Genomic DNA, 24,894 nt, shown 5'->3' with positions numbered 1-24,894 from the left:
TACAGCAATTCCTAAACTGCTTCGACTACAAGGCTCTTGCTGACACGATCTTGTAATCTGGCTTCGATCGCAATTTTCAGAGTTGCTGTACTACTTGAACAGGAACCGCAAGCACCTTGCAGTACAACTTTAACGCGATCGCCTTCTACATCATAGAGTTCTACATCTCCCCCGTCTGCAATGAGTACGGGTCTGACTTCTTCATCAAGAACTTTTTGAATTAGAGCAATCTTTTGGACGTTTGTTAGCGCTCGTTCCTTAGATGTAACAATTTTTGTGGCAACTTGTACGCCGTAATTGTTGAGAGCAGGTGAGGCGTATTCCTGTTGAACTGATCTAATAATATCATCGATATTAGCCAGACAGGAACCGCATCCGCCACCAGCTTTTACATAATTTGTTACTTGCTCGGCATCCGTGAGATGATTTTCTAGAATCACGCGACGAATCTTAGACTCGCTGATGCCAAAGCAACTGCAAACCAATGCACCTTCATCATCATCATCGTGGGTAGCTAGAGGAATGCCACGATAATTGTAGATAGCGGCTTCTAGGGCTTCTTGTCCCATCACAGAGCAATGCATCTTTGCTTCTGGTAAACCACCGAGGTAATCTGCAATGTCTTTATTGGACACTTTCAAAGCTTCGTCTAAGGTTAAACCTTTGACCATTTCGGTTAATGCACTAGAAGATGCGATCGCACTAGTACAACCAAAGGTTTGAAAGCGAGCATCTAGAATCTTATCAGATTCTACTTCCACTTTCAGGTGCAATCTCAGAGCATCGCCGCAAGCAATGCTGCCGATTTCACCCGTTGCAACCTTAACTCCAGCTTCGCCCGTTTCTTCAATTTCTCCCTGATTTTTGGGATCGTAAAACAGTTCTAATACTTTATCGGTGTAGTCCCACATATTATTAAGTGCTGAGTGCTGAGTACTGAGTTATGAGTGGGGGGATTGGGGAAGGGGTAATGGGGAAGGTGGGGCCCACTCTGGGGATAAGGGGCAGGGGGAAGGGGAAAAATCATTTCTTTACCCTTTACCCTTTAACCTTTTCCCATTTTTTCCCAGTCCCTAACGATGCGCCAGTGCTTGTTCTTGTCCTTGCAACCAACCTGCATCATCATTTTTGAAGGGTGAGAGGGCGCGTAAACGTTCTACAATACTGGGCATTACCTCTATCACTCGATCGATTTCTGCTTCGGTGGTGTAGCGACAAAGACTGAAGCGAATTGAACCGTGCAAAGTTGTGTAGGGTAAGCCCATTGCCCGCAGGACGTGGGAGGGTTCCAGAGAACCGGAGGTACAAGCAGAACCGGATGATGCACAGATACCGTATTTGTTCAATAACAGTAGAATTGCTTCACCTTCGATGTACTTGAAGCCGATATTGGTTGTGTTTGGCAATCTCTGCGTAACGTCACCGTTGACGACACAATCGGGAATTTTAGCTAGTAAAGTTTGTTCGAGGCGATCGCGCAGTTTTCTTTCTCTTGCCGTCGCTTCTTCTAAGTGTAACAGTTCTAGTTCAGCAGCTTTGCCCAAGGCGATAATTGCTGGAACATTCTCAGTTCCCGCCCTACGTCCGCGTTCTTGGTGTCCCCCAATCATGAAGGGACGGAACCGCACCCCGCGCCGAATATATAAAGCACCAATTCCTTTCGGCCCGTGCAGCTTGTGACCAGACAGAGTTAACATATCTACGGTGCTAGTCTTCATATTCAACGGGATTTTTCCCACTGCTTGCACCGCATCTACATGGAAGATAGCGCCATATTCTTTGACGCGCAACCCAATTTGTTCAATCGGGAAAACCGTTCCGGTTTCATTATTAGCATACATAATTGTCACCAAGGCGGTGTTACCCGTCAATGAAGCTTCTAGTTCATCTAGATCCAGCTGCCCTTGATTATTTACTGATAGATAGGTAACACTATAACCTTGGGTTTCTAATTGTTTGCAGACATTGAGTACTGCTGGATGTTCAACTTGGGTAGTGACGATATGTCGCTTTTCAGGCTGCGCTAACAGTGCGGCTCGAATCGCGGCGTTATCTCCCTCAGTACCGCAACTTGTGTAGACAATTTCAGACTCATCGGCTCCCAGCATAGCTGCAAGTTGTTCTCTTGCTGTTCTCACTGCTTTACCGACTTGCCCACCAAAGGTATGCATACTGGAGGGATTGCCGTAATAATCCGTCAGGTAAGGTAGCATTACCTCTATAACTTCTGGGTCTACCTTAGTGGTGGCATTATTATCGAGATAGATGCAGTTATTTTGCATTGTTGTCTTCTAATTACGAATTACGAATTACGAATTACGAATTATTTGGGGTTGGTGCTTTTGCAACTGCTCAGAGTATTTCTGAGAATAGGTTTGAAACCAACGTTCCCAGTAATCTTGTTTATTTGTTAATTTAGCAACTACGCGGTTGTAATTGGCAAACCAGCCTTCCCAGTAATCGTTAGGCTGCTTAATGCAACCGTCGCAAGTGGGACAACCAGCTTTACACTGAGGGACGGTATGAATACTACCAACACAATTTGTACAAAGTTCAGGGTCAATCCAGTGCTGTCCGTCAACTACTTTAACTGCATTTGTGGGACATACCGTTAGACAGAGATTGCAGGAAATACACTGGCTAGTAAGAATTTTGTAAGCCATGATTTATTCTCCTTTTGGGGATTGGGTACTGGGGATTGGGTACTGGGTACTGGGTACTGGGTATTGATTGGGAAAATTCTTCCTTAATTCCCAGTCCCTAATCCCCAGTCCCTAATCCCTAATTCCCTAATTCCTTAACGTATTGCTCGTAGAACTCCAAAGCAACCTTTTCAATTACGTCGTAAGCTTCAATAGTCTTGATTCCAGCTTCTTGCAATTTTTCTTGAGGACAGTTACCAATCTTGGAGACTAAAACTGCTTTGCAATCTGCGATCGCTTTCATAATATGCTCAAAGGAAGCTTCTTCGCCGTATCCACCTTGGCAGTATTGGTCAATTTTGCGGTGACTGACAAAACGAACTTCGTCCCCACCCACTTCGTAAATTTGGAATTCTTTCGCATGACCGAAGTGTTGGTTAACCAATCCGCCACCTTTGGTTGCTACTGCAACTAAGATTTTAGGACTGTTGGCAAATTTCTTGCCGGCTAGCGCTTTATCTTTGGCTACTTTAAGTTCTTCTTTAAACTTCTCAATCCCTTCGTGAACAGTAGCGCGTTGTTCCATGTCATATTCGGGAGCCATTTCCAAGAATTTCTCTTTGGAAAACTCTTGGCTGCGGTCTTCTCCCAACAATCCGACTGCATCGGCACGGCACTGGCGACAGTGACGCATCATTTTCATGTTACCAGAGCAGTTGTCTTGAACTTCTTTGAGTTCTTTGGGTGTGGGGCCGCGTTGACCGGTTAAACCGAAGTGTGTGCCATGTTCTGGTGCAGAAATCAATGGCATGATGTTGTGCAAGAATGCACCTTTTTCACGGATGACTCGATTCACTTCGACTAAGTGATGGTCATTAATTCCGGGAATCATCACGGAGTTGACTTTGCACAAGATATCAGCATCTTTTAGGGCTTGCAATCCTTCCATCTGTCTTTCGTGGAGGATTTTTGCACCTTCAAGACCTCTGTAACGCTTGCGTCTGTAGTGAACCCAAGGATAAATCTTAGCACCGATCTCTGGATCTACCATGTTAATGGTGATCGTCACGTGATCTATATTTAATTGTTTAATGCGATCGATGTAGTCAGGCAGCATTAAACCATTGGTTGATAAGCAAAGCTTGATATCTGGTGCTTGCTCTGCAATCAACTCAAATGTGCGGAAAGTCTTTTCTGGGTTCGCCAATGGGTCGCCAGGGCCGGCAATTCCCACAACTGTCATTTGCGGAATCTTACCACCAATGACCAAAGCTTTGTGTGCAGCTTCTTCTGGTGTTAGCAATTCGCTAACTACTCCAGGACGGCTTTCGTTAGCGCAATCATATTTGCGGTTGCAATAGTTGCATTGAATGTTGCAAGCTGGTGCAACTGCAACGTGCATCCGGGCGTAGTGGTGATGAGCGTCTTCGCTGTAGCAGGGATGTTTAGCAATGCGTTCTTGGAGCTTTTCGTCCCTTTCCACGGTGGTGCTGGTGGTGCTGTCACAGCCGCAACCACCTGATTTTGCTTGGGTTGGCGATTCCGTAGCGTTGGAGTTGAGGAGTCGTGTAGACGGTGATGTCATTGAGTTTCGCAAAAGGTCGGTGGACTTGGCTGCCACTGTGGGAGATGCTGTTGCTACTCTTTCATGCCCAGAATTGAAGTCGCGTCTTCCACACGGCCTGCAAACCCTTGGGTGAGGGCGACTTGTTTTCAAGCCAGGCAGGCGATAGATATCTGATGTTCGGCTGGTGTGTGTCAACGTTCGGTTCTTGGGTAGAATTTGTGCTTACAGCCGCGACTTCTCTTCACTTCAGGCATGGTGCTATGTCATCCCTCCACTCACCCTTCGCTTTGTTTTGTTTCAGAGCGTTAGGTGATTGGCGATATAAGATTTATAGCAGCCGTCTCCCAGCCAGATGTTGCGTCTCTCTAGGATAGAATTTATTGGATTTATTACTTTTGTACTCAAATACTAAAAACTCTAATTCTTCAAGCATTTCAAGAATTAAAAAAGTTTTTTTCAGGTAGGGGTTCTAGTCTTTTTTGGTTGGGGTTCTAGTGTTTATAGATGGGGGTTCAGGATTTCTTTGTACTCAGTCAAAACCCAATCCCAGCAATAACTTTAACTAAATTGAAACTAGGTTTGGGTTATTTAAATGTGTACTCAGATTGCCCTCAAGTTTCGTCAAAAGCAAGAAATGACAAGGGTTTGAGGGTGAAAAACTGGAGTAGTCTACATCGTTCTACTCCAGAAACGTGCGAAATTCAATTCTGTATCTAACATATCATTTTTTTGAGGGTAAAAATGCAATTCATATTTATTTAATTTTTGCTTTGACAATGATATTCAATTGTGGTTCTAAGTCTTGTCTGATAAGCGATATGAGGTAATGAAAATAGGTGTGTTGCTGCATATCATTTTCAAAAAACTTAACTTTTAGCTTCTTTTTTTCATTCCCACAATGAGGAGATGGGTAGAAAACTCTCAGATTTTGTGTTTAAGAGAAACAACAAACTATAATCTAACATGATTGAGCGATCGCAATGAATTTTCTGAATTGCTCACTACAAACCTTAGCAAAAAACCCCATTCCCAACACGGGAAGGGGCAAAATTTAAAATATTTCTTCTTATAGGAGAGAGGTTTTCGAGATACCGCTCTTTATTAGACCTCTTGCAAAAGTGCCTTTTGCAAGAGGTCGGGAAAGGGAGAAAGGTTAAAGGGGAATGTTAATTCTATCCTTTTTCCCTTTAACCCTTACCCTTTACCCGACTTATGCAAAAAGTCTATTGCTGATACTATTTAGCTACAATCAAACCAAGCGTGAAAAAATCTTAAGTTATGATCGCCATCCCCCAACAACCGCCAAAAATGACCGTTGAGGAATATCTGGAATGGGAACCTCAGCAAGACCTTCGCTACGAATATGCAAATGGCGAAGTGTTTGCTATGACAGGCGGTACAATTCCCCATAACGACATTGCACTTAACTTGTACACTGCCTTACGCCCTCATTTGCGTTCCAGGGGTTGTCGAGTGAATGTGTCAGATGTGAAAATGCAACTCACTCCCCAGAGTCGCTACTATTATCCTGATGTTATTGTCAGTTGCGACCCTGAAGACCTGAATGCCCGCAAATTTATTCAACATCCGAAGTTAATTGTCGAAGTTCTTTCGCCAGGTACAAGCGCGAAGGATCGGGGTGAAAAATTCACTTATTATTTGACAATCCCCAGTTTGCAAGAATATATCTTGATTGACTCGGAACAAATCTCCGTTGAGCGTTACTGTCGGGGTGAGGGTAGGATGTGGCTTTACTATCCCTACACGGCTGGAGATATGGTCACTCTATCGAGCATTGAGTTTGAATGTCCGATTGAATTGCTGTATGAAGGTGTTGTATTTACCACTGAAGAATAAAAAGAATGTTCCGTGTTAACTTTTAAGCAACTGCATAGCCAGTGTAGGGTCTTAATTCCGGTGGACGAAAGCCAAGGACGATATGTTCTTTAGGAATTCCAGCCCGTTCTAAATCGGCGGCAATGCCTTCTTCAGTGCCATCCCGTTGAATCCAGATTTTGCCATCAATTAGGTCAATATGAACCAGACAGCCGTGAATGCGGCGATCGCCATCCCAACCTATATCCATCCATAAATAGCGATCGCGGTTTCGATCAAACACCACTTCTGATTGAATCTTGGCATAAGAATAAGGTAGTGAAGCATATTCACTGAGGATAGTTTCAATTACCTGGCGATAGTCGTCTAATTTGGTATAATCCATTGTTTAATAACCTCCTGTTTTGGATCAAAAGTAATCAGCTTTAAACGATGATTTCTGAGTAATAGCTTGCCGATGGGTTCTTCAAACAAATCATCAAAAACTCTGTTAGGCACTGCAAGATATAATATTCGCTCTGGCTCTAACTCAATTAATATATCCTGATATAAAATATACTGACCCAACGCTTTTTCTAAATCATCAACATCTGATCTGCCGCTAAAACTTTTAATCTCAACTGCAATTTTGGATTCTGCTTTTTGCGCCGCCAACAGTTGTTTAGCACCTAAATCAACATACAAATCTTTTTTACCAAACTTAAGAGTCAGTGGGTCATGAGTAATTGTCCATTTGTCTTTAATCAAAGCATTTTTGACATTATTGTGATAGATGTCTCTAGCTGGCATACAGGTGTAGTCTTAGACTGATATTGATATTTTAGGAAATTTCTCTAGCATCTTCGTTAAATGTCAATCGTAGACATCGCTACACTGTAGTCATAAGCTGTCTAAGTTCATTCACGAAAACAGGGTAGCAGGAGGAATGCAATGAAAGCAGTGGTTATCCGTCGGTATGGCGCGGCTGAGGTGTTGCACTATGAAGATGTGGAACAGCCGAAAATTGATTCAACGCAGTTACTTGTGAAAGTTCATGCTAGTAGTGTTAATCCCATTGATTGGAAAATCCGTAAAGGGATGTTGAGTTTGATTGCCGGCAGCAATTTTCCAAAGATTCTGGGGTTTGATGTGGCGGGAGATGTGGTAGCCGTTGGCTCTGGTGTCACCCGCTTTAAACCAGGAGATGCTATTTACGGCAGTACTAGCTTCCCTGGAGGAGGTTATGCCGAATTTGCAGCTGTTCCAGAAAATGTGGTGGTTCTCAAACCAACGAACTTATCTTATGAAGAAGCTGCGGCTGTACCTCTAGCAGCGCTTACGGCTTTGCAAGCGTTGCGAGATCAGGGAAATATTCAAACAGGACAAAGTGTTTTGATTAATGGTGCTGCTGGTGGTGTGGGGATTTTTGCAGTGCAAATTGCCAAGGCTTTAGGAGCAATGGTGACGGGAGTTTGCAGTACTAAAAATTTGGATTTGGTGAAAACTCTAGGAGCAGACCGCGTGATTGATTATACGCAGCAAGATTTTGCCGAAGATACAGCGCAGTATGACATTATCTTTGATGCAGTGGGTAAGCGATCGCTCTCTCAAACCAAAAGAGTCCTCAAACCCAACGGAATTTATATCACCACACTACCCGGCCCTGAAGTCTTCTTAGAGAGCGTCTTAACAGCGTTCCTTCCTGGTCAAAAAGCGAAATTTCTCTTTGAGAAGCCTAACACTAAGGACTTGCTTTTTCTCAAAGAATTGATTGAAGCTGGTAAGATTCGTGTGGTGATTGATCGCACATATCCCTTGCAAGAACTAGCGGCAGCTCATAGTTATAGCGAAACTGGGCGTGCAGTGGGTAAAATTGCGATCGCCATTTCGGGCAACTGAGATTTTTCACCCTCTAAGGCTTAATATTATTTGTGTCACAATTGAGGAAAATAATATATATCCTACGACCCGGCAAGCCCTTATGTGTGTGATTATTTGCCAGTACTTGTCTAATTTCTATCGGGAAATTCAGCTATTCCGTTTTAGTGACACAACTGGCAATGTGTTTATTTTGGCAGGTGATGAACTGCAAATCCTTATATTTCGTGATGGAACTTGGAGATTTGTCAATGAAACCTAATTTTGCCCAAATGTCCACAAAAGAGTTGAGGGCGTATGTGCTTGCTAATCGGGAAGATATAGAAGCGCTGGAAATCCTATTTAGTCGCCGCACTCCTGACTCAGAAGCAATTATATATCCATCGATGTTTACTGAAGATGGTAAACCTATAGAAGAGAATAATCGGATAATTGCAGAAGCGATCGCTCAAAGAATCCAGCAAGAGAATAATCATCAGGATTAGCTGTGTGGTTAGTACATTTTACTGAAAATCTTGGCGATCGCTCGGCATAGATCCAGATAATCTTGATTAATCTATGATCGCCATAATTTTTCCATTTTGCGAACAATAAATATTACTGACTTTTTGAACAAGTTGGCGATCTGGTTATTCCTCAAGCTGTTTAATGCGGTTTAGAGCATTTTGATAGTTGCTTTCTTCTCCTTGTTGCTTATAAAAATTGGCAGCTTTACGAAAATCTACAATTGCAGCTTGCTTATCTCCCAATTCATAGTGAGCTACACCCCGGTTGTCGTAAGCATATGCATTGTTGGGATTAATTTTAATGGCTCGGTTGTAATCTTCAATTGCAGCTTGGTCATCTCCTAAAGCAGAGTGAGCTAGACCACGGATGCAATAAGCATTTGCATAGCTGCGAGCCATTTTAATGGCTTGACTGTAATCTTCAATTGCTGCTTGGTTATCTCCTAAAGCAGAGCGAGCTAGACCACGGATGCAATAAACATATGCAGCATATCCATTGTTGGGATTAATTTTGATGGATTGAGTGTAATCTTCAATTGCTGCTTGGTTATCTCCTAATTCATAGTAAGCTAGACCACGGATGATATAAGCAGATGCATCGTTGGGATTAATGTTGATGGCTTGGGTGTAATCTTCAATTGCACCGCGAAAATCTTTTTTGTTGTATTTTTCTAATCCTTCCTTATAGTAAGTATCAGCACTTTTTTGTTCCATTCTTACTGAATTTGTCAGTCCTAGCAAATAAACAGACTGTAAATTTAACGCTTTTAAAACTTCCTCAGCCAATTGATAACGCTGTTGGTGTTCTTCTTGCAACAATTTATCCTGCATTCGGCCAAATTCTTTACTCACTCCTACACCGCAGTTGAAGCAAAACATTGTGCGATTGGGATTCGGCGGATTGTGGCAAGCTGGATTGAGGCAGCAGGTCATAAACTGTGCTTTTATTGGCAAAATGTAATTATTATCGCTTCACTATAAGCTATTCATCTCAGAAATCGCAAAATAGTAGAGAACTGGCAAAGATGGTAGCGATGCCAAACCTTATTTAGAAAAGCAAGTCAATGAAGCACTAGAAGAACTAAATAAAATTAAAGAAGACGAGGAGACAGAAGAATGAAATATACAATAATGATTCAATGGTCAGAAGAAGACCAATGTTATGTGGTTTTGCTACCTGAGTTTACGCATATAATGCAGCCTTGCACTCACGGAGAGACTTACTATGAAGCTCTGAAAAATGCTCAAGAAGTTTTAGAAATGCTGATTGAATCATCTTTAGCTGATGGTGAAACTCTACCGGAGCCTAAGACGCTAGGAAAGTCTTTGGAAGTTGCATAGATAAGCAAGAGAAAAAGAATGAATTATCACTACACAATAATTATTCAGTGGTCTGATGAAGATGAGTGTTTTATTGTCAGTCTTCCTGAATGGGGAGAATTTTGTCACACTCACGGAGAAACTTATGAAGATGCTCTTAAAAATGCTCAAGAAGTTTTAGAAATGCTGGTTGAATCATCTTTGGCTGACGGTGAACCTCTACCAGAGCCTAAAACGCTAGGAAAGTCGTTAAAAGTAGCGTTGTAAATCAGTAAAATTAAATAAAAAGAGATAATCTCATGACTACATCTATAAATACCACCAAAGTCTACGACGAAATTATAGAGTTTATTGCTGCTGGAACCACCCCCCAAAGTGTTATCGATTTCAAACTCTCGGATGCAGCCAAAGACCGTTTAGAGGATTTGGTTTATCGCGCAAAAACTGAAGGTCTTACAGGAAGTGACCAGCGAGAGTTAGATCATTTCCTCACGCTAGAGCATATTATGCTACTAGCAAAAGCAAAAGCTCGTCAGTACATCAGCGCGGAGTAAATATTCAAAGTGTCTCGTCCATATATTAATGCAGAATTGCGGCGTTTAGTTAGCGATCGCGCCGAGCATATTTGCGAGTATTGTCTCGTTTCTGAAGTAGACAGATCATCGGGTTGTCAAGTTGACCATATAATCAGTGTCAAACACGGCGGCGCTACAACAGCAGATAATCTCTGCTATGCCTGTATTTTCTGTAACCTGCAAAAAGGGACGGATTTAGGGTCAATTAATTGGCAAACTGGCGAACTTGTGCGGTTTTTTAATCCACGCAGAGACTTTTGGGGCGATCATTTTCGGCTAGATGAGGCTGTAATTCAGCATCAAACAGATATCGGTGAAGTGACTGCACGCATCCTAGATTTTAACGGCGACGAAAGGATTGTAGAACGACAAGCTTTGATTGCATCTGGTCAGTATCCCTCAGCATCAGCGCTAAAACAGATAAATAAATAAGTTATGATGTGCGATCGCACTTACCAATGGGAATTCTATACTTAGCAACTATTGCTACTTCATCATTAGAACTCCCAAGGCAAATATACAATGTCCTATCAAAATATTGCAGCCACCCTTTCGCCACAAGATATCCAAGAAATTAAAGCCGCGCTACAGACAGTCCAACACAAGATGCCCTTTTTAGTCACTCTTAGCACTGAAGAACGGCGTAAGTTAGTAAAAATGGGCGATAAAAGCCTAGCCTTTGTAAACAATAGCGTCACTGCTGCTCAGTCTAACCGCGAAATTCTTCCAGCCACTTTTGACGTTGAAGAACTTGTCCGGGATTATCAATTAGCCACTGCGCTTACTGAACTTTTAATCTCAGTGCAGCAACTCACCGAACAGGTAGATGATACCCTAATGGCTGTCGGTAGTGAAGCTATGACTAGTAGCTTGACAGTTTATGACTACGTAAAGACAGCATCGAAAAAGACTCCAGGCTTAAAAATCGTTGCTGAACAGTTGGGCGAACGTTTTAAAGCTATCAAAGGTAGACCGACTAAAGCTGTGTCTGGTTCTTGAGTCTTTGATACTCATTAATGAGCCTTTGAACTCCATTAATGAGTCTTTGAACTCCATTAATGAGTCTTTGAACTCCATTAATGAGTCTTTGAACTCCATTAATGAGTCTTTGAACTCCATTAATGAGTCTTTGAACTCCATTAATGAGGCTTTGAACTCCATTAATGAGTCTTTGAACTCCATTAATGAGGCTTTGAACTCCATTAATGAGTCTTTGAACTCCATTAAAGAGGCTTTGAAGCAATTATAGAGTTTCTCTGTTAAGTACAATACAGACCTAACCCCCAGCCCCTTCCCTACAAGGGAAGGGGAGTAAAATTCAAAGCCTCTCTGCTTTTAGGAGAGAGGTTTGGAGAGAGGTCAAAGTGTATTGCATCAAAATGAGAACCGCTATATTTGGTTTTGTTGATTTCTAGCCAGTTGCAGAGCGGGAACTGAACTCTGTTAAGCGCTGTATCATTTATGTAGAGCATTTCTACAGCACTCATTTGACAACTGGCATAGCTGGGACATGAGAAGCGGAAAGTTTTACCTTATCCCTCGTACAACTTCTTTACTGTCCCTTTGTGTTGATATCTCCATTAAAACTGCAACTCGAAGTCATGATATGCCAAATTGCCAAAATTGCTGAGGGCGGTATTTCATCCCCATATTCTTTTACTGGAACAGCTAATCTTCGCCCAAGATTTGCCTCTATACACGTTAACTAAGCTCTGATAACTGAAGTTACAGAGTTGTCACAGAAGGCTCTTGCACGCTATCGTTAACAGTTTTTGGTTCTACAAAAGCTTCTCGACCTGTAATCAATCTAGAGCGACGATTACGAGTGATATAATTCCACGCCCATTGAAATACTACTAGTAATTTGGTGTCAAACTCGATTAAGAAGTAGATGTGGACTAATAGCCAAAATGCCCAAGCAATGAAACCTGTGAGTTTGATTAAGCTTAAATCTACAACAGCTAAATTTTGCCCAATCATCGCCAAACTACCCACATCGTTGTAATGAAATTGTGGCAAAGTCTTACCTTGAAGCCGTCGTCGAATTAGTTTACCTACATACTCTCCTTGTTGTTTAGCTACAGGTGCGACACCAGGTAAAGGTTTAGCATCTTGATGGGAGAAGTTGGCTAAATCTCCAATTACGAAAATGTTGTCATAACCCTCGATAGACAAGTCAGGTTCTACAATTACACGCCCAGAGTAATCGCGCTCTACACCTGTAGTTTCTGCTAAGACTTTCCCCATTGGGGAACCTTGAACACCTGCTGCCCACAAGATAGTTTTTGAGGCAATTTCTGTAAATTCATTGTCTTGCTTGAAAGTAACAATATCACCTTCAATATTTGTCACCCTGGTGTGAGTGTGGAGTTCTACACCCAACGTTTGCAAAGATACTGCTGCTGATGCCGATAACTCTGGCACCATGTGTGGGAGGATGCGAGGGCCCCCTTGTAATAGTAAAATTTTCGTTTCTGAGGTGTCGATGCTGCGGAAATCTTCTTTGAGAGTTTTGTATGCCAATTCTGCGATCGCACCTGCTAATTCTACACCAGTCGGGCCACCACCCACAATCACAAAATTCAAGAAAGCACGGCGTTTTTCAGGATCAGTTTCTTTTTCTGCTGCTTCAAATGCGCCAAATATCCGGCGACGCATTTCTATCGCATCTTCCACAGTTTTCAAGCCAGGAGCAACTTTTTCCCAGTGATCTTTACCGAAGTAGGAATGGTTCGCACCTGTAGCAATAATTAATGTATCATAAGGTACTACTTCATCACCCAAAATAACTTGTTGAGCTTTTGGATCAATTTCACTTACTTCTCCCAACAACACCTTTGTATTCTTGCTTTTCTTAAATACAGATCGCAATGGTGCAGAGATATCAGAAGGTGATAGCGTACCTGTGGCAACTTGATATAAAAGCGGCTGAAATAGGTGAAAGTTGCGTTTATCAATGAGAGTAACATTTACATTCGCTGCATTCAGACCCTTTGCTGCATACAGTCCACCAAAACCACCACCAACGATTACAACCTGATGTGGTGCATTCTTATTAATTCCAACTGCCATAGGAAATATTCCCTTGTGTTAAGAAGCTGTAACTATTCTTAACAAAGATGTAACAGCATTATGATGTAGGTTGCTGTTTATTTAGAACAATTGAAGAAATACTAAAAGTAGCCAAAGTTAGTTCTTAGTCCTCAGTTTCGGATTGTCCTCAGAAAAGATTTGGCACACTTCGCAAATTTGATAGGTACATTTGTCCATTCTATAATTTGCTGCACAAGGAAAAACCCTGTTGTTTTACTCGAGTGATTTCAGTAATCAAATCGGATTCCTATATTTGCACTCATTGAAATGCTTTCCTTCAACACATCTATATAATAAGATATTCACCATGAGCGATAACTATATTTGGAAACGTATACATACATACAGACAGCAAATCCTAAAAGAAAATAAAGAAACCTGTCTTTCGCCTATCCAAATAATAAGATACTAATAGTAATAGGAGATACAGAATATTGGTTTGTAGTCTCATCTAAATCATATTTGAGTGCATCTGAGTACAGCTTAATATATTGCAAAATATCTTGATAAAATCTTAGCAAATGCTTACGGGTAAAGTTTCTTGTAGCGTGAACAGAAATTCTTAACCCCTGCCCGAAAAATACTAGTACCCCCATCATTAAACACTAGCGCCCCTACCCCAAGATAAATTTTAAGTTTATCTGGAGTCGGGGTTTCGGCGTTTGAGTACAACCTTAATCAATCCAATAAATCCAATCAGCATTGGGTTTTGTATCGAGTTGGATGTCACCTGATATAAGCATAAAAATAGCAGATGAATCTTTTACCAGATAGACATTACCGATGCAACAGTCTTTAGACAGTATTAGCGATACCCCAAGTACCAAAACCCAGGATTCTACCCGTATATCCATGCTGAAAAATTTACTCTCTGGCGTTTTTTTTGAGCCATTATTGAGTGACTTTCGCATTATTTTTGAGCGCGATCCCGCAGCACGTAATTGGCTAGAAGTGGTGTTTTGCTACCCTGGATTACACGCGCTATGTTTGCATCGTCTTGCTCACTGGTTACATTGTCGAGGTGTGAGTTTTATCCCCCGCTTAATTTCTCATTTGGGACGATTTTTGACGGGTATTGAAATTCACCCAGGTGCAGAGATTGGTCAAGGCGTGTTTATCGACCACGGAATGGGAGTAGTCATTGGCGAAACTGCGATTGTGGGCGACTATACACTGATTTACCAGGGCGTCACCCTTGGCGGAACTGGTAAAGAAACTGGAAAGCGTCATCCCACAGTTGGCAAAAATGCAGTGATTGGGGCGGGTGCGAAAGTTTTAGGTAATCTGCAAATTGGCGATCGCGTCCGTATTGGTGCAGGTTCCATTGTCTTGCAAAATGTCCCCAGCGACTCCACAGTTGTGGGAATTCCCGGCAGAATTATTTCTCGCAACGAAAGCGCCAGCCTTTCTCCTTTAGAACATGGGAAGCTACCCGATGTGGAAGCAACCGTGATTCGTTCTTTGCTCTCGCGCATCGAGCAACTCGAAAAACAACTGCAAACTTTAAAAGTCAAGAGTCATTAGTCATTGGTTATTTGCAAATGACAAAGGACAAAGGACAACTGACAACTGACAACTGACAAAGGACAAAGGACAAAGGACAAATGACAAATCACGTTTTGCAGATTCCTTTGAGCGATCGCTGGCGAATCTATCACCGTTTGCAAGAGTTAAAAATTAATTGCTCTTGTCCCCCCGATGGTTCTTTACGAGTGAAAGTGAACAATTTGCTGGAAGTAATTCTAATTCGTAGTACAGTTATGCAACTTCTTGCTTCTCGTCACGAATTATTAGAATGGCTAGAGCGTTGCTGGCATTACAGTGATGAGTCATGATTATTTCAAAAAGACCTAATTCAGAGATGATTAATCTTGAATTCATGACGCAAGTACTGGACTTTATCCTTTTTGTCCATAGATGCACAAAGCTCAAATAGGTTTAGAGTTTGAAGCTACTGTCCGCTAGCAGAATTTGTTGCAGACTGAGATGGATTAGATGGGTTTTAGATTTTGTTGGGTCTACTAAATCTGAAATTTTCCTGACATATAGCAACAATTAAAAATACGAAATTCTCAAACAAAGATTGGAGTTTCTTATTTTTAATTATTTTCCCAAATTAAGAAATTGAAAGTTCAATCAATTATGGCGACTCGGAACAGAGATATAAAACTACTCAATTTTTTGCACAATGAACTTGAACTTTCAAATGCTGATATTGCTGTAGCTCTGCGACACCGTGAATTAGAAAATGGCCCACTACCGATGCTCCTATGGCAGTATGGTTTCGTTGATTTGGAGCAGCTAGGAAAGATATTTGATTGGCTAGCAGACCACAGTTAGCTAGTTTGTACCCCTTAGCTTTAAGTAGCATTATCTGCCTAAATTACACCCAAATGCACTAGAAAAGATGAGGTTACGAAGATGATTACATCCTTAATTGCTGGATTTTGTGTATTACTTTGTTCGGGATTTGCTAATAGTTATATTAGCTCATTGCTACTCGAAGACATTTCAACTGACATCGGTAAAAACGATTAGTAATTTATACATTGATTTAGTTCCTTGCCATACAGATGTGATGCTAATAATGGGGCAATAATTAAGGATCATGTATCCTACATTATGAATTGTGATATTTTTAGCATTTACCATCACGAGGGATTGTAGAGGGAAAGGATATTAAGAATACTTCCAAGAGAGGGATATTTGCAATGAATCAAATCATAATTAATGACACTACACTACGTGATGGTGAACAAGCAGCAGGTGTTGCTTTTACCCTAGAAGAAAAAGTAGCGATCGCTAAATTTCTCGATGCTATTGGTATACCGGAATTAGAAGTGGGTATACCGGCAATGGGCGACGAAGAAACCCGTGCGATCGCCGCAATTTCTAACTTGGGTTTACAAGCAAAACTCTTGGGCTGGAACCGTGCTGTCATCTCAGATATCAAGGCTTCCATCGCCTGTGGTTTGAACCGGGTGCATATTGCCATTCCCGTCTCTGGTATCCAAATTGCCACTAAATTTCATGGTCAGTGGCGAGTAAGTTTGCAAAAACTCAAAGACTCAATCCACTTCGCCCTCGATCAAGGTCTTTGGGTAGCAGTCGGCGGAGAAGATTCTTCCAGGGCTGATGAAAACTTCCTCTTAGATGTAGCGCTTTATGCCCAGGAATGGGGTGCATCCCGTTTCCGTTTCTGCGACACCGTAGGAGTTCTCGACCCCTTCACCACCTACACCAAAGTCCAAAGGCTGGTTTCTGCGTTGACGATTCCCCTAGAAATCCACACGCATAATGATTTTGGTCTGGCAACTGCCAACGCCCTTGCGGGTATCAAAGCCGGAGCCTCATCAGTAAATACCACGGTCAACGGATTGGGTGAACGGGCAGGAAATGCCGCATTAGAAGAAGTTGTCATGGCAATCAAACGCATCTACGGCGTTGATTTGGGCATTGACACACCCAGTTTGCTGGAACTGTCTCAACTAGTAGCAGCCGCATCAGGAGCCGATGTACCACCTTGGAAAGCGATCGTTGGCGAAAACACCTTTGCTCACGAATCTGGCATCCATGCTCACGGGGTATTGCAAAATCCCATTACCTACGAACCATTTGCACCCGAAGAGGTGGGTTGGGAACGGCGTTTAGTAGTAGGTAAACATTCTGGACGGCATTTGGTTGCTAACTTGCTAGAACAGCATGGAATTTTCTTGAACTCTCAAGAAACCCAATCTGTTTTAGACGCAGTGCGCCATCAATCGGTACAGAAAAAACGTAGTTTGACGACAGAAGAATTGTTGAATTTGGTCAGAGAACAGAGGTACTCTCATGCAACGCGATGAATTAGAACTAAACTTGCCACCTGCTTTTGAAATTGGTGAAAAAGTCAGAGTTCGTAAACTGCTAAAAAACGATGGTACCTTTCCCGGTAAGGAAGTCGGCCAAGTTTTGGTAAACAAGGGAGATATCGGTTACATAGCGAGTATAGGCACATATTTGCAGACTTCCTATATATATGCTGTGCATTTCTTAGAGACAGGGTTTGTCGTCGGCTGCAAGAAAAAAGAACTAGAATCGGTTGAGGAATCTCATGAAAGTAATGCTACGGATGAATGATGCCGGCACTTTAGTAGTTTACGTTGCTAAAAAAGACCTGGAAGAAGAAGTCGTCAAACAAACCGATGGAAGTGATGGCAAGATTCTCACCCTAGCAAATGGTTGGGAATTAGAATTTCGTGATTTGCCAGACACAGCAAATTTACCTCAAACAGTAGAAGCTAAACGCCTCGCTTAAAAATAGTTAGGAGTTATGAGTTAGGAATTATGAATTATGAATTATTAACTCTTAGTTCCTCATTTTTAACTCCTCACTCCTAACTCCTCACTCCTAACTCTTCATCCCCCCACTCCTAACTTTTTATCAATCATGGGTAACAAGTATTTGACGTTATCAGAATTGAACCTTGAGGGACATTTACTAGGTTTTGTTGGTGGTGAACCAGGAAAATATAAATACTTGCAATTGGCAGTTCCATCTGGAAATATAGACATTAAACTGCCTAAAGAGTTACGCCGTTTACTAAGTTCATCCTTAGTTCCTGGTCAGCAACTTCGCATTTGTGGTCATAGTAAGATAGACTCACGCACAAGTAAAATTAAAATTAAAGCCTATAAGGTGACACCAATCAATACTTGTCCAAAACAAGATTTACCACCTCAAACCAAAGCGAGGATTATGGTATGTCAAAAGGGCGGTTGCCTGAAACGTGGTGGTAAAGGGTTATTATCAGAATTAGAAAAAACTTTGTGCGATCGCGGTTTGTCAGACAAAGTTACTATTGAATATACTGGTTGCCAAAAATGCTGTGGCAGCGCTCCCAACTGCGTTTTGCAGCTTGGTAAAAAGAAATACAAGAATATTCATCCTGATGCGATCGCATCTTTGCTAGAAAGTCATTTAACTCAGTAGTAGTAAACTTCTCTAGCAATTCTTAAAATAATACACAACTTTTTAGGGGTAAAATTTTTACCCCTATTTGTTGTAAATATCATACAGTAATCTTGTCAAACTGCGATCGGCTAAGTTATAACTGCTGCAACGCTAGTAATAACGAATACAAACAGAACTTATAAAAATTTCCAGTAGTCTTGTTCCATCAGGACTACAAGCTGAATTATTGTGTGTAACTTTTTTGAAATTACCTTAAATACTTAAAAATAAATGTCTTTGTTCACGAATTTACTCAATCTGCATTCAGGAAACAAACCGCGTGAAGATTTTTTTACTGAGATTGTTGCTTATTTTTTATCCTTGAATCAGGATATTTTAATTGATTGGCTAAAACATCACTCAATCATTAGTGATGATAATTATTCCAGCATCAAGATTTCAACTCAACAAGAACATCAAGCATTGGCGATCCATACTGAGGATAGTAGACTTGATATTGTGGTTGAACTTTCAACTGGTTTAAATACAGATGTAATATTTATTGAATCAAAAATTGGCGCGAAGGATGGAAATAATGCTTTAAAAAAATATGCTGATATTTTGAGTAATTTACCAAATGTCAGACATCGAATTTTAATTTACATCACCCGTGATTATGACCCAAAAGAAGAAATTAGGACTTACGCATTTAATTTAGAGCTAAAAGTAAATTTTTATCAATTGAGGTGGCATCAATTTTATGACCACTTACTACAAGACTCCACTGATATATTAGCCCAAGAAATATTAATTTTTATGAGGAAAAATGGAATGTCTACCACTAATCAATTTTCATCAGTTGACTTATTGACAATGGTAAATTTTAACAAAACTCTCCATTTAATGGAATCAACTCTCAATGAAGAAGTACAGCGTGAATTCAAGCTAGCTTTTGGAGGTGTTATCAAAGGCGCAGCAAGTATGACTCAATGGAGATGGTGTAGTAGATATATTATCTATACTAAGTTTTCAGGCGGTAATTTTTGGTGTGGTCTTGGATACTTCAATTTAAATCCAGATAGTTTCACGGAATATCCATATCTAGGTATATGTTTAGAAGTTTCTCCTGGTTTTGGAGAACACTCAAAAGTTATTAAATCCATGCAGAAAGTAATTAACGATAAACCCAATATATGGACTCCTGACAATTTAACCATTTTGCCATCATGTTCAGCTATTTTTTATCGAAAAAGCCTACAAGAATTTTTATCTAAAAAAGACCAGTTATCTGCTATTAAATTATTTTTCCAAGAATCAATAAAGGAATTAAAAACGGTTCAAGAACAATATTTTGACTTTATTTGGAAGGGTGTAACTATCGAAGCAGCTACAGAACCGGATCAAGAAGAAGATCCAGATATATTATTATCTTCTATCGGTGGAGTTTAATTAGTTACGACTATATTAAGATAAAAATAACTCTGCATTCTCGTAGTTGTTATGAGCCTTACCACTGCTAAACGCTTTACTATAGCTGAATATCACCGTCTAGCTGAACTCGGCTTCTTTGAAGAGAATGACCGAGTTGAGCTAATTAAGGGTGAAATAATCCAAATGGCAGCAAAAGGTACAGCGCACTCTGCTTGTAAAACACGCCTAGAGAGAGAATTATATAAGCTAGTAGGCGATCGCGCAACCCTGCGAGGACAACAACCAATTACTTTATCTAACAACAGTGAGCCTGAACCAGATAGAGTAATTGCAAAAAATAGAGATGATGACTATCTAGCGAATCATCCCAGTCCATCTGATATTTTACTCTTAATTGAGATTGCCGATTCCTCCTTAAAATATGACCAAGAGGAAAAGCTACCTATTTATGCAGAAGCAGGTATCTCTGATTATTGGATATTTAATTTAGTAGATAATTATTTGGAGTGCTACAGCGAATATTATCAAAGTTTACAAGGTAAATTTGGTTATCGTCGCAAGTTGATTTATCTGCCAAATGAATCAGTTAATCTGCCGTTTTTTCCTGACTTTTCGCTAGATTTATCTAAGATATTTTCTGGAATGTTATTTTAAGATTGCTGCAAAAATAGATTGACGGCTTAGTATTAACTTGGCAATCTACTCATCTCGATAAACATCTCTTCGATGTCCTACTCTGACAACTTTAACTATCAGTACATCATCTTGAATCTCGTACAAAATCCGATAATTGCCAACACGAATACGATATTTATTGCCGGTATTTTCTAGCTTGACAACGCCGCTAGGACGGGGATTGTCAGCTAGTTCTAAAATTTTCTCATTAACTCTATCTCTAATATCAGCAGATAATTTTTTTAATTGTTTCGTAGCCCTGTTAGAAATTTCTATTTGATAAGTCACGATTCTAATTCTTGTTTGTACTGTTCCCAAGTAATAGTAGGTTCATTTTCATCTTCTTCAAAGGCTTTAATATCTTCCTCGTCTTCTGCTTTCCTAATATCTAACAGTTCTAGAACATCTTCTAAAGTGTCTTCATAAGCCTGTTCTAGCCTTTGATTGATTGCTTTTAACAGTTCTTGTCTTTTAGTCGTAGTTTCCATAATTAACCTCTACAATTGCAAAACTTTTAATTAATTTCCGCTAATAGTGAAACTCTTCTAATGGCTCATCAAAGTCATCTGTTATAGTAATCAAACCTTTGGCACTACCAAATAAAGGAGAGCGTTTTTTCTCAGAAATCACCGGAGTCAGCTTAATTACTGGTTGCTCATCTTTGGTGATGATAATTTCTTCGCCATTGATTGCTGCTTCGATTAATTCGTGTAAGTGTTGTGATGCTGCATCGATAGTAATTTGTTGCATGATTATCACCATTTAATTAACTATTTCAAGTATGAATTTACTTGAGTTTTTTGTCAGTTATTTGCCTTTAAATTATCTTCCTTAGTTCTATTCCTCAATCGCTTATTTTACTATAATAGTCAAATCAATCCTTCTAACGCGTGTTGCAAATCATTTGTCACATCAGCAACCGCTTGTCTAGAACCTAAACGATTTTCCTTATATGCTGGGTAACGCTCAGAAATTGATATGGGTTCACCCACAGTTATTTTTACTTTTTGCTTACCCAATTGCGGACGCTGTGCAGATTTATTTCCTTTGATTTTAGCAATCATTTGCCATAAAATTAAAGTCGTCTCAGCAAACCTTTCTACTGTTGGATTTTCACGAATATAATTACCAGAAACAGCCACAAAACTTTCTACTAAACGCATGTGCCACATCCGCGCATTCGCTTCTTCGGCAACGCGATCGCCTAAAGCTCTTTCAACAGCAGATACTCCTTTGACATCCTTAAATTCTTCTCTAAATATATAATTCCAACCTGCTTGTTCTACTCGCCGACAACGATCGCTCAAACTACCTTTTGACTGCAAATTAAAATACTGTTCTGAGATTAATAGGGCTGCATTCAACAACGCTTGTAAACGAACTGCTAATGCTTCGTTTCTATCGGGAATTTGCCCGTTGACAATCTTCGCATCTGGCAATTTTTGATGATAAAACCGGGTGTAAAATTCTTCCATTAGCAAAAGTAAATGTTCTGCCAAAGTCAACAACCGGGGATAAAGCGACTCTATAGAAGCATTTTCTGCTGAATTCACAGGTAAACCACTAGCCGCTTCCAATTCACTTAAAAGATTTGCGATCGCACCCCAAGGAGCATCAACGTAACTATATTTAATCCCAACTGGTACAATTAGAACCTGTTCGGGGCGTTCAGCTTTGTACAAATCTTCAGCACACCAAAAGCCTAATTGGGCGATACCGGGTTCCAGAGGGCTGATATTCTCCGATAAACCATTGGTTGCACCCTCTGGCGCAGCCGCCATCGGGAATTTCCCATTGGCGAACAAGTCACGCGCCGAACGTAACCCCGTCCAGTCAGCCTTACCTCGCTGAATCGGAGTACCACCTAAATGAGAAGCAATCCAGCCAACGTGGGAACCTGCCCATAGAGGAATGCCGCGATCGTAGATAAAATGAGCGTGAATGGGATGTTGTAGTGTTGTACCTTGCGATCGCGCTACCTTTGGTACAAGTTGAGATAACAAGTAAGCCAAACAAAACGGGTCGTCTGTTTTCGGATGGCGAAATGCCAGCATAAAACGTATCTTACCCTCCTGAAACTGGCGATAGAGATCCACCAGAACCTCTACGTTGTCTGCTTCAATTTGGGTAATAGATGTTTGCCAGTTTATCCAACTGGGTAGCAACAGATGGACAACTCGTAGCAATAAGGGGTTAAACGCCGGAGGAATAAATTCTAAGGGTGCTTGTGCTTGATAAATTACATCTGCCAAGGTAGTTTTCTCCTAAAGTGATTGGGGATTGGGGACTGGGGATTGGGGACTAGTGTTTTTTATTCAGCTACTTCTTAACATAAGGAAGGATGAAAATCTCTGTTGTTTAGCCTCTAGTCCCTAACCTAATAAGTAAAAATGAAAAATAAATAACGCTGTGTACTTTGTACTTCATCCTTAATACTTCATACTTTAGTTGACATAGAAATTAGTGATCAAAGAAAGGCTATAAACGATGCGACTGTCACAAATGTTATTCGTTACACTCCGGGATGATCCAGCTGATGCTGAGATTCCCAGTCATAAATTATTACTCCGTGCAGGCTACATCCGTCGCATCGGTAGCGGTATTTATGCTTATCTCCCCCTAATGTGGAGGGTACTGCAAAAAGTTTCCCAGATTGTGCGGGAAGAAATGAACGCTACAGGCGCACAAGAATGTCTCCTACCACAATTACAACCTGCTGATTTATGGAAGGAATCGGGACGTTGGGACACTTACACCAAAGCTGAGGGGATTATGTTTTCCCTAATTGACCGCCGTGAGCAACAATTAGGATTAGGCCCAACCCATGAAGAAGTAATCACAGCGATCGCTCGTGATATGATTCGCTCTTATCGCCAGCTACCACTACACCTCTACCAAATTCAAACCAAATTCCGCGATGAAATTCGTCCCCGTTTTGGTTTGATGCGCGGACGAGAATTTATCATGAAGGACGGCTACTCTTTCCATACCGATGAAGCCAGTCTCAAAGAAACTTACCAGGATATGTATAAAGCCTACAGTAATATGCTGCGGCGTTCTGGTTTAGCTTTTCGCGCAGTGGAAGCTGATTCTGGTGCAATTGGTGGTTCTGGTTCCACAGAATTTATGATTTTAGCAGAAGCTGGCGAAGACGAAGTTCTCTACACTGAGGATGGTAAATACGCCGCTAACGTAGAAAAGGCTGTTTCTTTACCAATTGACGCTGAAACCTCACGGTTTACAACTTACGAAAAACGGGATACACCTGGAACAGAGACGATTGAAAAGGTCTGTCAACTCCTCAACTGTTCTCCGACTCAATTGGTGAAAAACGTCCTTTATCAAACCGTTTATGATAATGGTATAACGGTGTTAGTTTTGGTAAGCATTCGAGGCGATCAGGAAGTTAATGAAGTCAAATTGCAAAATGAATTGACTAAATTAGCTTCTGAATATGGTGCTAAAACTATTATTAGTTTGAATGTACCAAACGTAGAAGCCCAGCAAGCATGGACAGCTAAATCTCTACCTTTAGGCTACATTGCGCCAGACATCGCAGATGAGTATATTACCGCCAATAAACAGATCCATCCCAAGTTTTTGCGCTTAGTGGATCAAACAGCGGTTGATTTAAAAAACTTTGTTACAGGGGCGAATGAAGCTGGCTATCACGTAGTTGGCGCTAATTGGGGTGAGCAATTTCCACTACCAAGCGGTGTAGTAGATATACGAAAGGCAAGACCAGGCGATCGCGCCATCCATAACCCAGAACAAACCTTACAAAGCGCCCGTGGAATCGAAGCAGGTCACATCTTCCAATTAGGCACTAAATATTCCCAAGCGATGGGAGCAACTTATACCAATGAACAGGGTGAAGAAAAGCCGCTATTTATGGGTTGTTTTGGTGTAGGTGTATCACGATTAGCCCAAGCTGCCGTAGAGCAATCTTACGATAAAGATGGGATTATTTGGCCAGTTGCGATCGCACCTTATCACGCGATCGTCACAATTCCCAACATTAAGGATGCTCAACAAATCGAAATCGCCCAAAAACTTTACACAGAACTCAATTCCAGGGGAATTGAAACCCTACTCGATGATCGCGATGAACGGGCAGGAGTGAAATTTAAAGATGCTGACTTAATTGGCATCCCTTATAGGATTGTAACCGGACGAGCGATAGCCAATGGCAAAGTTGAAGTTGTAGAAAGAGCGACCCGCAAATCTCAAGAAATAATTATTGAGGAAGTTACAACAACGCTCCAACAGTGGATTACGGAAGCAATAGGACACAGGGCATAGGGTATGAGGCATGGAGAAGAGACAAGGAAGAGAAGGGAGTAAATTCTTCCTTTTCCCCTTTGCCTCCCCTGTCTCCCTCATCCCCCACTCCCCAAAATTTACATAATTTGGCAGGTGACGGACTAGAAGTAAAAATTCTAGAATTGAATTATAGACT

General features: G+C 41.0%; 31 protein-coding genes. 19 read left to right on the top strand and 12 right to left on the bottom strand.

All coding sequences use genetic code 11. The annotated features are described in order from the left end of the window. Positions 1–11: 11 nt before the first annotated feature. From nifU to nifB, 4 genes are all read right to left on the bottom strand, one after another. The gene (gene nifU / locus ACWATR_RS18340) at positions 12–911 is read right to left on the bottom strand and encodes a Fe-S cluster assembly protein NifU (protein ID WP_460335308.1); all 900 of its coding nucleotides are present in this window, start codon (positions 909–911) and stop codon (positions 12–14) included. A 162-nt stretch (positions 912–1,073) separates the two neighbouring features. After that, positions 1,074–2,282, bottom strand: coding sequence for a cysteine desulfurase NifS (gene nifS / locus ACWATR_RS18335; protein WP_460335305.1), 1,209 nt, complete (start codon positions 2,280–2,282; stop codon positions 1,074–1,076). Between the two features lie 27 nt (positions 2,283–2,309). Beyond that, complete coding sequence (locus ACWATR_RS18330) at positions 2,310–2,663, bottom strand: 4Fe-4S binding protein (RefSeq protein WP_460335302.1); 354 nt, start codon at positions 2,661–2,663, stop codon at positions 2,310–2,312. Between the two features lie 118 nt (positions 2,664–2,781). Then, positions 2,782–4,227 carry a nitrogenase cofactor biosynthesis protein NifB gene (gene nifB / locus ACWATR_RS18325; protein ID WP_460335299.1) on the bottom strand — a complete coding sequence of 482 codons (1,446 nt, stop codon included), beginning with the start codon at positions 4,225–4,227 and terminating at the stop codon, positions 2,782–2,784. Between the two features lie 1,260 nt (positions 4,228–5,487). On the opposite strand from nifB, the gene ACWATR_RS18320 reads away from it, so the two are divergent. Then, on the top strand, positions 5,488–6,066 hold the full coding sequence (locus ACWATR_RS18320; protein ID WP_460335296.1) for a Uma2 family endonuclease: 579 nt from the start codon (positions 5,488–5,490) through the stop codon (positions 6,064–6,066). A 22-nt stretch (positions 6,067–6,088) separates the two neighbouring features. Here ACWATR_RS18320 and ACWATR_RS18315 read toward each other — a convergent pair whose 3' ends face one another. Next, the gene (locus tag ACWATR_RS18315; RefSeq protein WP_460335293.1) at positions 6,089–6,430 is read right to left on the bottom strand and encodes an element excision factor XisI family protein; all 342 of its coding nucleotides are present in this window, start codon (positions 6,428–6,430) and stop codon (positions 6,089–6,091) included. Further along, the gene (locus tag ACWATR_RS18310; protein ID WP_460335290.1) at positions 6,412–6,834 is read right to left on the bottom strand and encodes a XisH family protein; all 423 of its coding nucleotides are present in this window, start codon (positions 6,832–6,834) and stop codon (positions 6,412–6,414) included. Before ACWATR_RS18310 ends, ACWATR_RS18315 begins: the two co-directional genes overlap by 19 nt. A gap of 141 nt (positions 6,835–6,975) precedes the next feature. Between ACWATR_RS18310 and ACWATR_RS18305 the strand changes: the two genes are divergently transcribed. The 3 genes from ACWATR_RS18305 to ACWATR_RS18295 are packed head-to-tail and all read left to right on the top strand — an operon-like array spanning position 6,976 to position 8,387. Then, positions 6,976–7,923, top strand: coding sequence for an NAD(P)-dependent alcohol dehydrogenase (locus ACWATR_RS18305; RefSeq protein WP_460335287.1), 948 nt, complete (start codon positions 6,976–6,978; stop codon positions 7,921–7,923). Then, on the top strand, positions 7,883–8,164 hold the full coding sequence (locus tag ACWATR_RS18300; protein ID WP_460335284.1) for a DUF6888 family protein: 282 nt from the start codon (positions 7,883–7,885) through the stop codon (positions 8,162–8,164). The genes ACWATR_RS18305 and ACWATR_RS18300 overlap by 41 nt, the downstream gene beginning before the upstream one ends. Next, on the top strand, positions 8,154–8,387 hold the full coding sequence (locus tag ACWATR_RS18295; RefSeq protein WP_460335281.1) for a DUF6887 family protein: 234 nt from the start codon (positions 8,154–8,156) through the stop codon (positions 8,385–8,387). Before ACWATR_RS18300 ends, ACWATR_RS18295 begins: the two co-directional genes overlap by 11 nt. 144 nt (positions 8,388–8,531) lie before the next feature. On the opposite strand, the gene ACWATR_RS18290 is transcribed toward ACWATR_RS18295, so the two are convergent. Then, positions 8,532–9,341, bottom strand: coding sequence for a tetratricopeptide repeat protein (locus ACWATR_RS18290; protein WP_460335278.1), 810 nt, complete (start codon positions 9,339–9,341; stop codon positions 8,532–8,534). 183 nt (positions 9,342–9,524) lie between these two features. Here ACWATR_RS18290 and ACWATR_RS18285 point away from each other — a divergent pair, with 183 nt between their 5' ends. From ACWATR_RS18285 to ACWATR_RS18265, 5 genes are all read left to right on the top strand, one after another. Further along, positions 9,525–9,749: a type II toxin-antitoxin system HicB family antitoxin gene (locus ACWATR_RS18285; RefSeq protein ID WP_460335275.1), complete on the top strand. Its 225-nt coding sequence runs from the start codon at positions 9,525–9,527 to the stop codon at positions 9,747–9,749. Between the two features lie 18 nt (positions 9,750–9,767). Then, positions 9,768–9,995, top strand: a complete 228-nt coding sequence (locus ACWATR_RS18280; protein ID WP_460335273.1) for a type II toxin-antitoxin system HicB family antitoxin — start codon at positions 9,768–9,770, stop codon at positions 9,993–9,995. A gap of 32 nt (positions 9,996–10,027) precedes the next feature. Further along, positions 10,028–10,282 (top strand): hypothetical protein, encoded by a 255-nt coding sequence (locus ACWATR_RS18275; protein WP_460335270.1) that lies wholly within the window; start codon positions 10,028–10,030, stop codon positions 10,280–10,282. A gap of 9 nt (positions 10,283–10,291) precedes the next feature. Further along, positions 10,292–10,735 carry an HNH endonuclease gene (locus ACWATR_RS18270; RefSeq protein WP_460335267.1) on the top strand — a complete coding sequence of 148 codons (444 nt, stop codon included), beginning with the start codon at positions 10,292–10,294 and terminating at the stop codon, positions 10,733–10,735. A gap of 90 nt (positions 10,736–10,825) precedes the next feature. Beyond that, complete coding sequence (locus ACWATR_RS18265; RefSeq protein ID WP_460335264.1) at positions 10,826–11,302, top strand: hypothetical protein; 477 nt, start codon at positions 10,826–10,828, stop codon at positions 11,300–11,302. Between the two features lie 726 nt (positions 11,303–12,028). Here ACWATR_RS18265 and ACWATR_RS18260 read toward each other — a convergent pair. Then, the gene (locus ACWATR_RS18260; protein ID WP_460335261.1) at positions 12,029–13,375 is read right to left on the bottom strand and encodes an NAD(P)/FAD-dependent oxidoreductase; all 1,347 of its coding nucleotides are present in this window, start codon (positions 13,373–13,375) and stop codon (positions 12,029–12,031) included. Positions 13,376–14,179: 804 nt separating this feature from the next. On the opposite strand from ACWATR_RS18260, the gene cysE reads away from it, so the two are divergent. The 9 genes from cysE (at position 14,180) to ACWATR_RS18215 (ending at position 20,414) form a co-directional block, all read left to right on the top strand. Further along, positions 14,180–14,920 (top strand): serine O-acetyltransferase, encoded by a 741-nt coding sequence (gene cysE / locus ACWATR_RS18255; protein ID WP_460335258.1) that lies wholly within the window; start codon positions 14,180–14,182, stop codon positions 14,918–14,920. An 80-nt stretch (positions 14,921–15,000) separates the two neighbouring features. Then, a complete protein-coding gene (locus ACWATR_RS18250) occupies positions 15,001–15,231 on the top strand; it encodes an Asr1405/Asl0597 family protein (RefSeq protein WP_460335255.1) in 231 nt (76 codons plus the stop codon). Positions 15,232–15,538: 307 nt separating this feature from the next. Further along, a complete protein-coding gene (locus ACWATR_RS18245) occupies positions 15,539–15,736 on the top strand; it encodes a DUF2949 domain-containing protein (RefSeq protein WP_334897333.1) in 198 nt (65 codons plus the stop codon). 371 nt (positions 15,737–16,107) lie between these two features. Continuing rightward, positions 16,108–17,241, top strand: coding sequence for a homocitrate synthase (gene nifV, locus ACWATR_RS18240; RefSeq protein ID WP_181928103.1), 1,134 nt, complete (start codon positions 16,108–16,110; stop codon positions 17,239–17,241). Then, positions 17,228–17,515, top strand: coding sequence for a nitrogen fixation protein NifZ (locus ACWATR_RS18235; protein ID WP_069070441.1), 288 nt, complete (start codon positions 17,228–17,230; stop codon positions 17,513–17,515). The genes nifV and ACWATR_RS18235 overlap by 14 nt, the downstream gene beginning before the upstream one ends. Next, a complete protein-coding gene (gene nifT / locus ACWATR_RS18230) occupies positions 17,490–17,693 on the top strand; it encodes a putative nitrogen fixation protein NifT (protein WP_181928102.1) in 204 nt (67 codons plus the stop codon). The genes ACWATR_RS18235 and nifT overlap by 26 nt, the downstream gene beginning before the upstream one ends. Positions 17,694–17,825: 132 nt before the next feature. Continuing rightward, positions 17,826–18,368 (top strand): (2Fe-2S) ferredoxin domain-containing protein, encoded by a 543-nt coding sequence (locus tag ACWATR_RS18225; RefSeq protein WP_460335248.1) that lies wholly within the window; start codon positions 17,826–17,828, stop codon positions 18,366–18,368. Between the two features lie 252 nt (positions 18,369–18,620). Further along, a complete protein-coding gene (locus ACWATR_RS18220; RefSeq protein ID WP_460335245.1) occupies positions 18,621–19,778 on the top strand; it encodes a PD-(D/E)XK nuclease family protein in 1,158 nt (385 codons plus the stop codon). Between the two features lie 51 nt (positions 19,779–19,829). After that, positions 19,830–20,414, top strand: a complete 585-nt coding sequence (locus ACWATR_RS18215) for a Uma2 family endonuclease (RefSeq protein ID WP_460335242.1) — start codon at positions 19,830–19,832, stop codon at positions 20,412–20,414. 45 nt (positions 20,415–20,459) lie between these two features. On the opposite strand, the gene ACWATR_RS18210 is transcribed toward ACWATR_RS18215, so the two are convergent. From ACWATR_RS18210 to ACWATR_RS18195, 4 genes are all read right to left on the bottom strand, one after another. Then, positions 20,460–20,723: a type II toxin-antitoxin system RelE family toxin gene (locus ACWATR_RS18210; RefSeq protein WP_460335239.1), complete on the bottom strand. Its 264-nt coding sequence runs from the start codon at positions 20,721–20,723 to the stop codon at positions 20,460–20,462. Further along, on the bottom strand, positions 20,720–20,923 hold the full coding sequence (locus tag ACWATR_RS18205; protein WP_460335236.1) for a hypothetical protein: 204 nt from the start codon (positions 20,921–20,923) through the stop codon (positions 20,720–20,722). The genes ACWATR_RS18210 and ACWATR_RS18205 overlap by 4 nt, the downstream gene beginning before the upstream one ends. Positions 20,924–20,963: 40 nt before the next feature. Beyond that, positions 20,964–21,185: a type II toxin-antitoxin system Phd/YefM family antitoxin gene (locus tag ACWATR_RS18200; RefSeq protein WP_460335233.1), complete on the bottom strand. Its 222-nt coding sequence runs from the start codon at positions 21,183–21,185 to the stop codon at positions 20,964–20,966. 119 nt (positions 21,186–21,304) lie between these two features. Then, positions 21,305–22,687 carry a 1-acyl-sn-glycerol-3-phosphate acyltransferase gene (locus ACWATR_RS18195; protein WP_460335230.1) on the bottom strand — a complete coding sequence of 461 codons (1,383 nt, stop codon included), beginning with the start codon at positions 22,685–22,687 and terminating at the stop codon, positions 21,305–21,307. Positions 22,688–22,922: 235 nt separating this feature from the next. Here ACWATR_RS18195 and ACWATR_RS18190 point away from each other — a divergent pair, with 235 nt between their 5' ends. Further along, positions 22,923–24,737, top strand: a complete 1,815-nt coding sequence (locus ACWATR_RS18190) for a proline--tRNA ligase (RefSeq protein ID WP_460335227.1) — start codon at positions 22,923–22,925, stop codon at positions 24,735–24,737. Positions 24,738–24,894: the final 157 nt, after the last annotated feature.

The organism is Nostoc sp. UIC 10890 (assembly GCF_054786515.1).
Note: the sequence above shows the minus strand (reverse complement) of the source record. Positions and strands in the feature narration are given on the sequence as shown.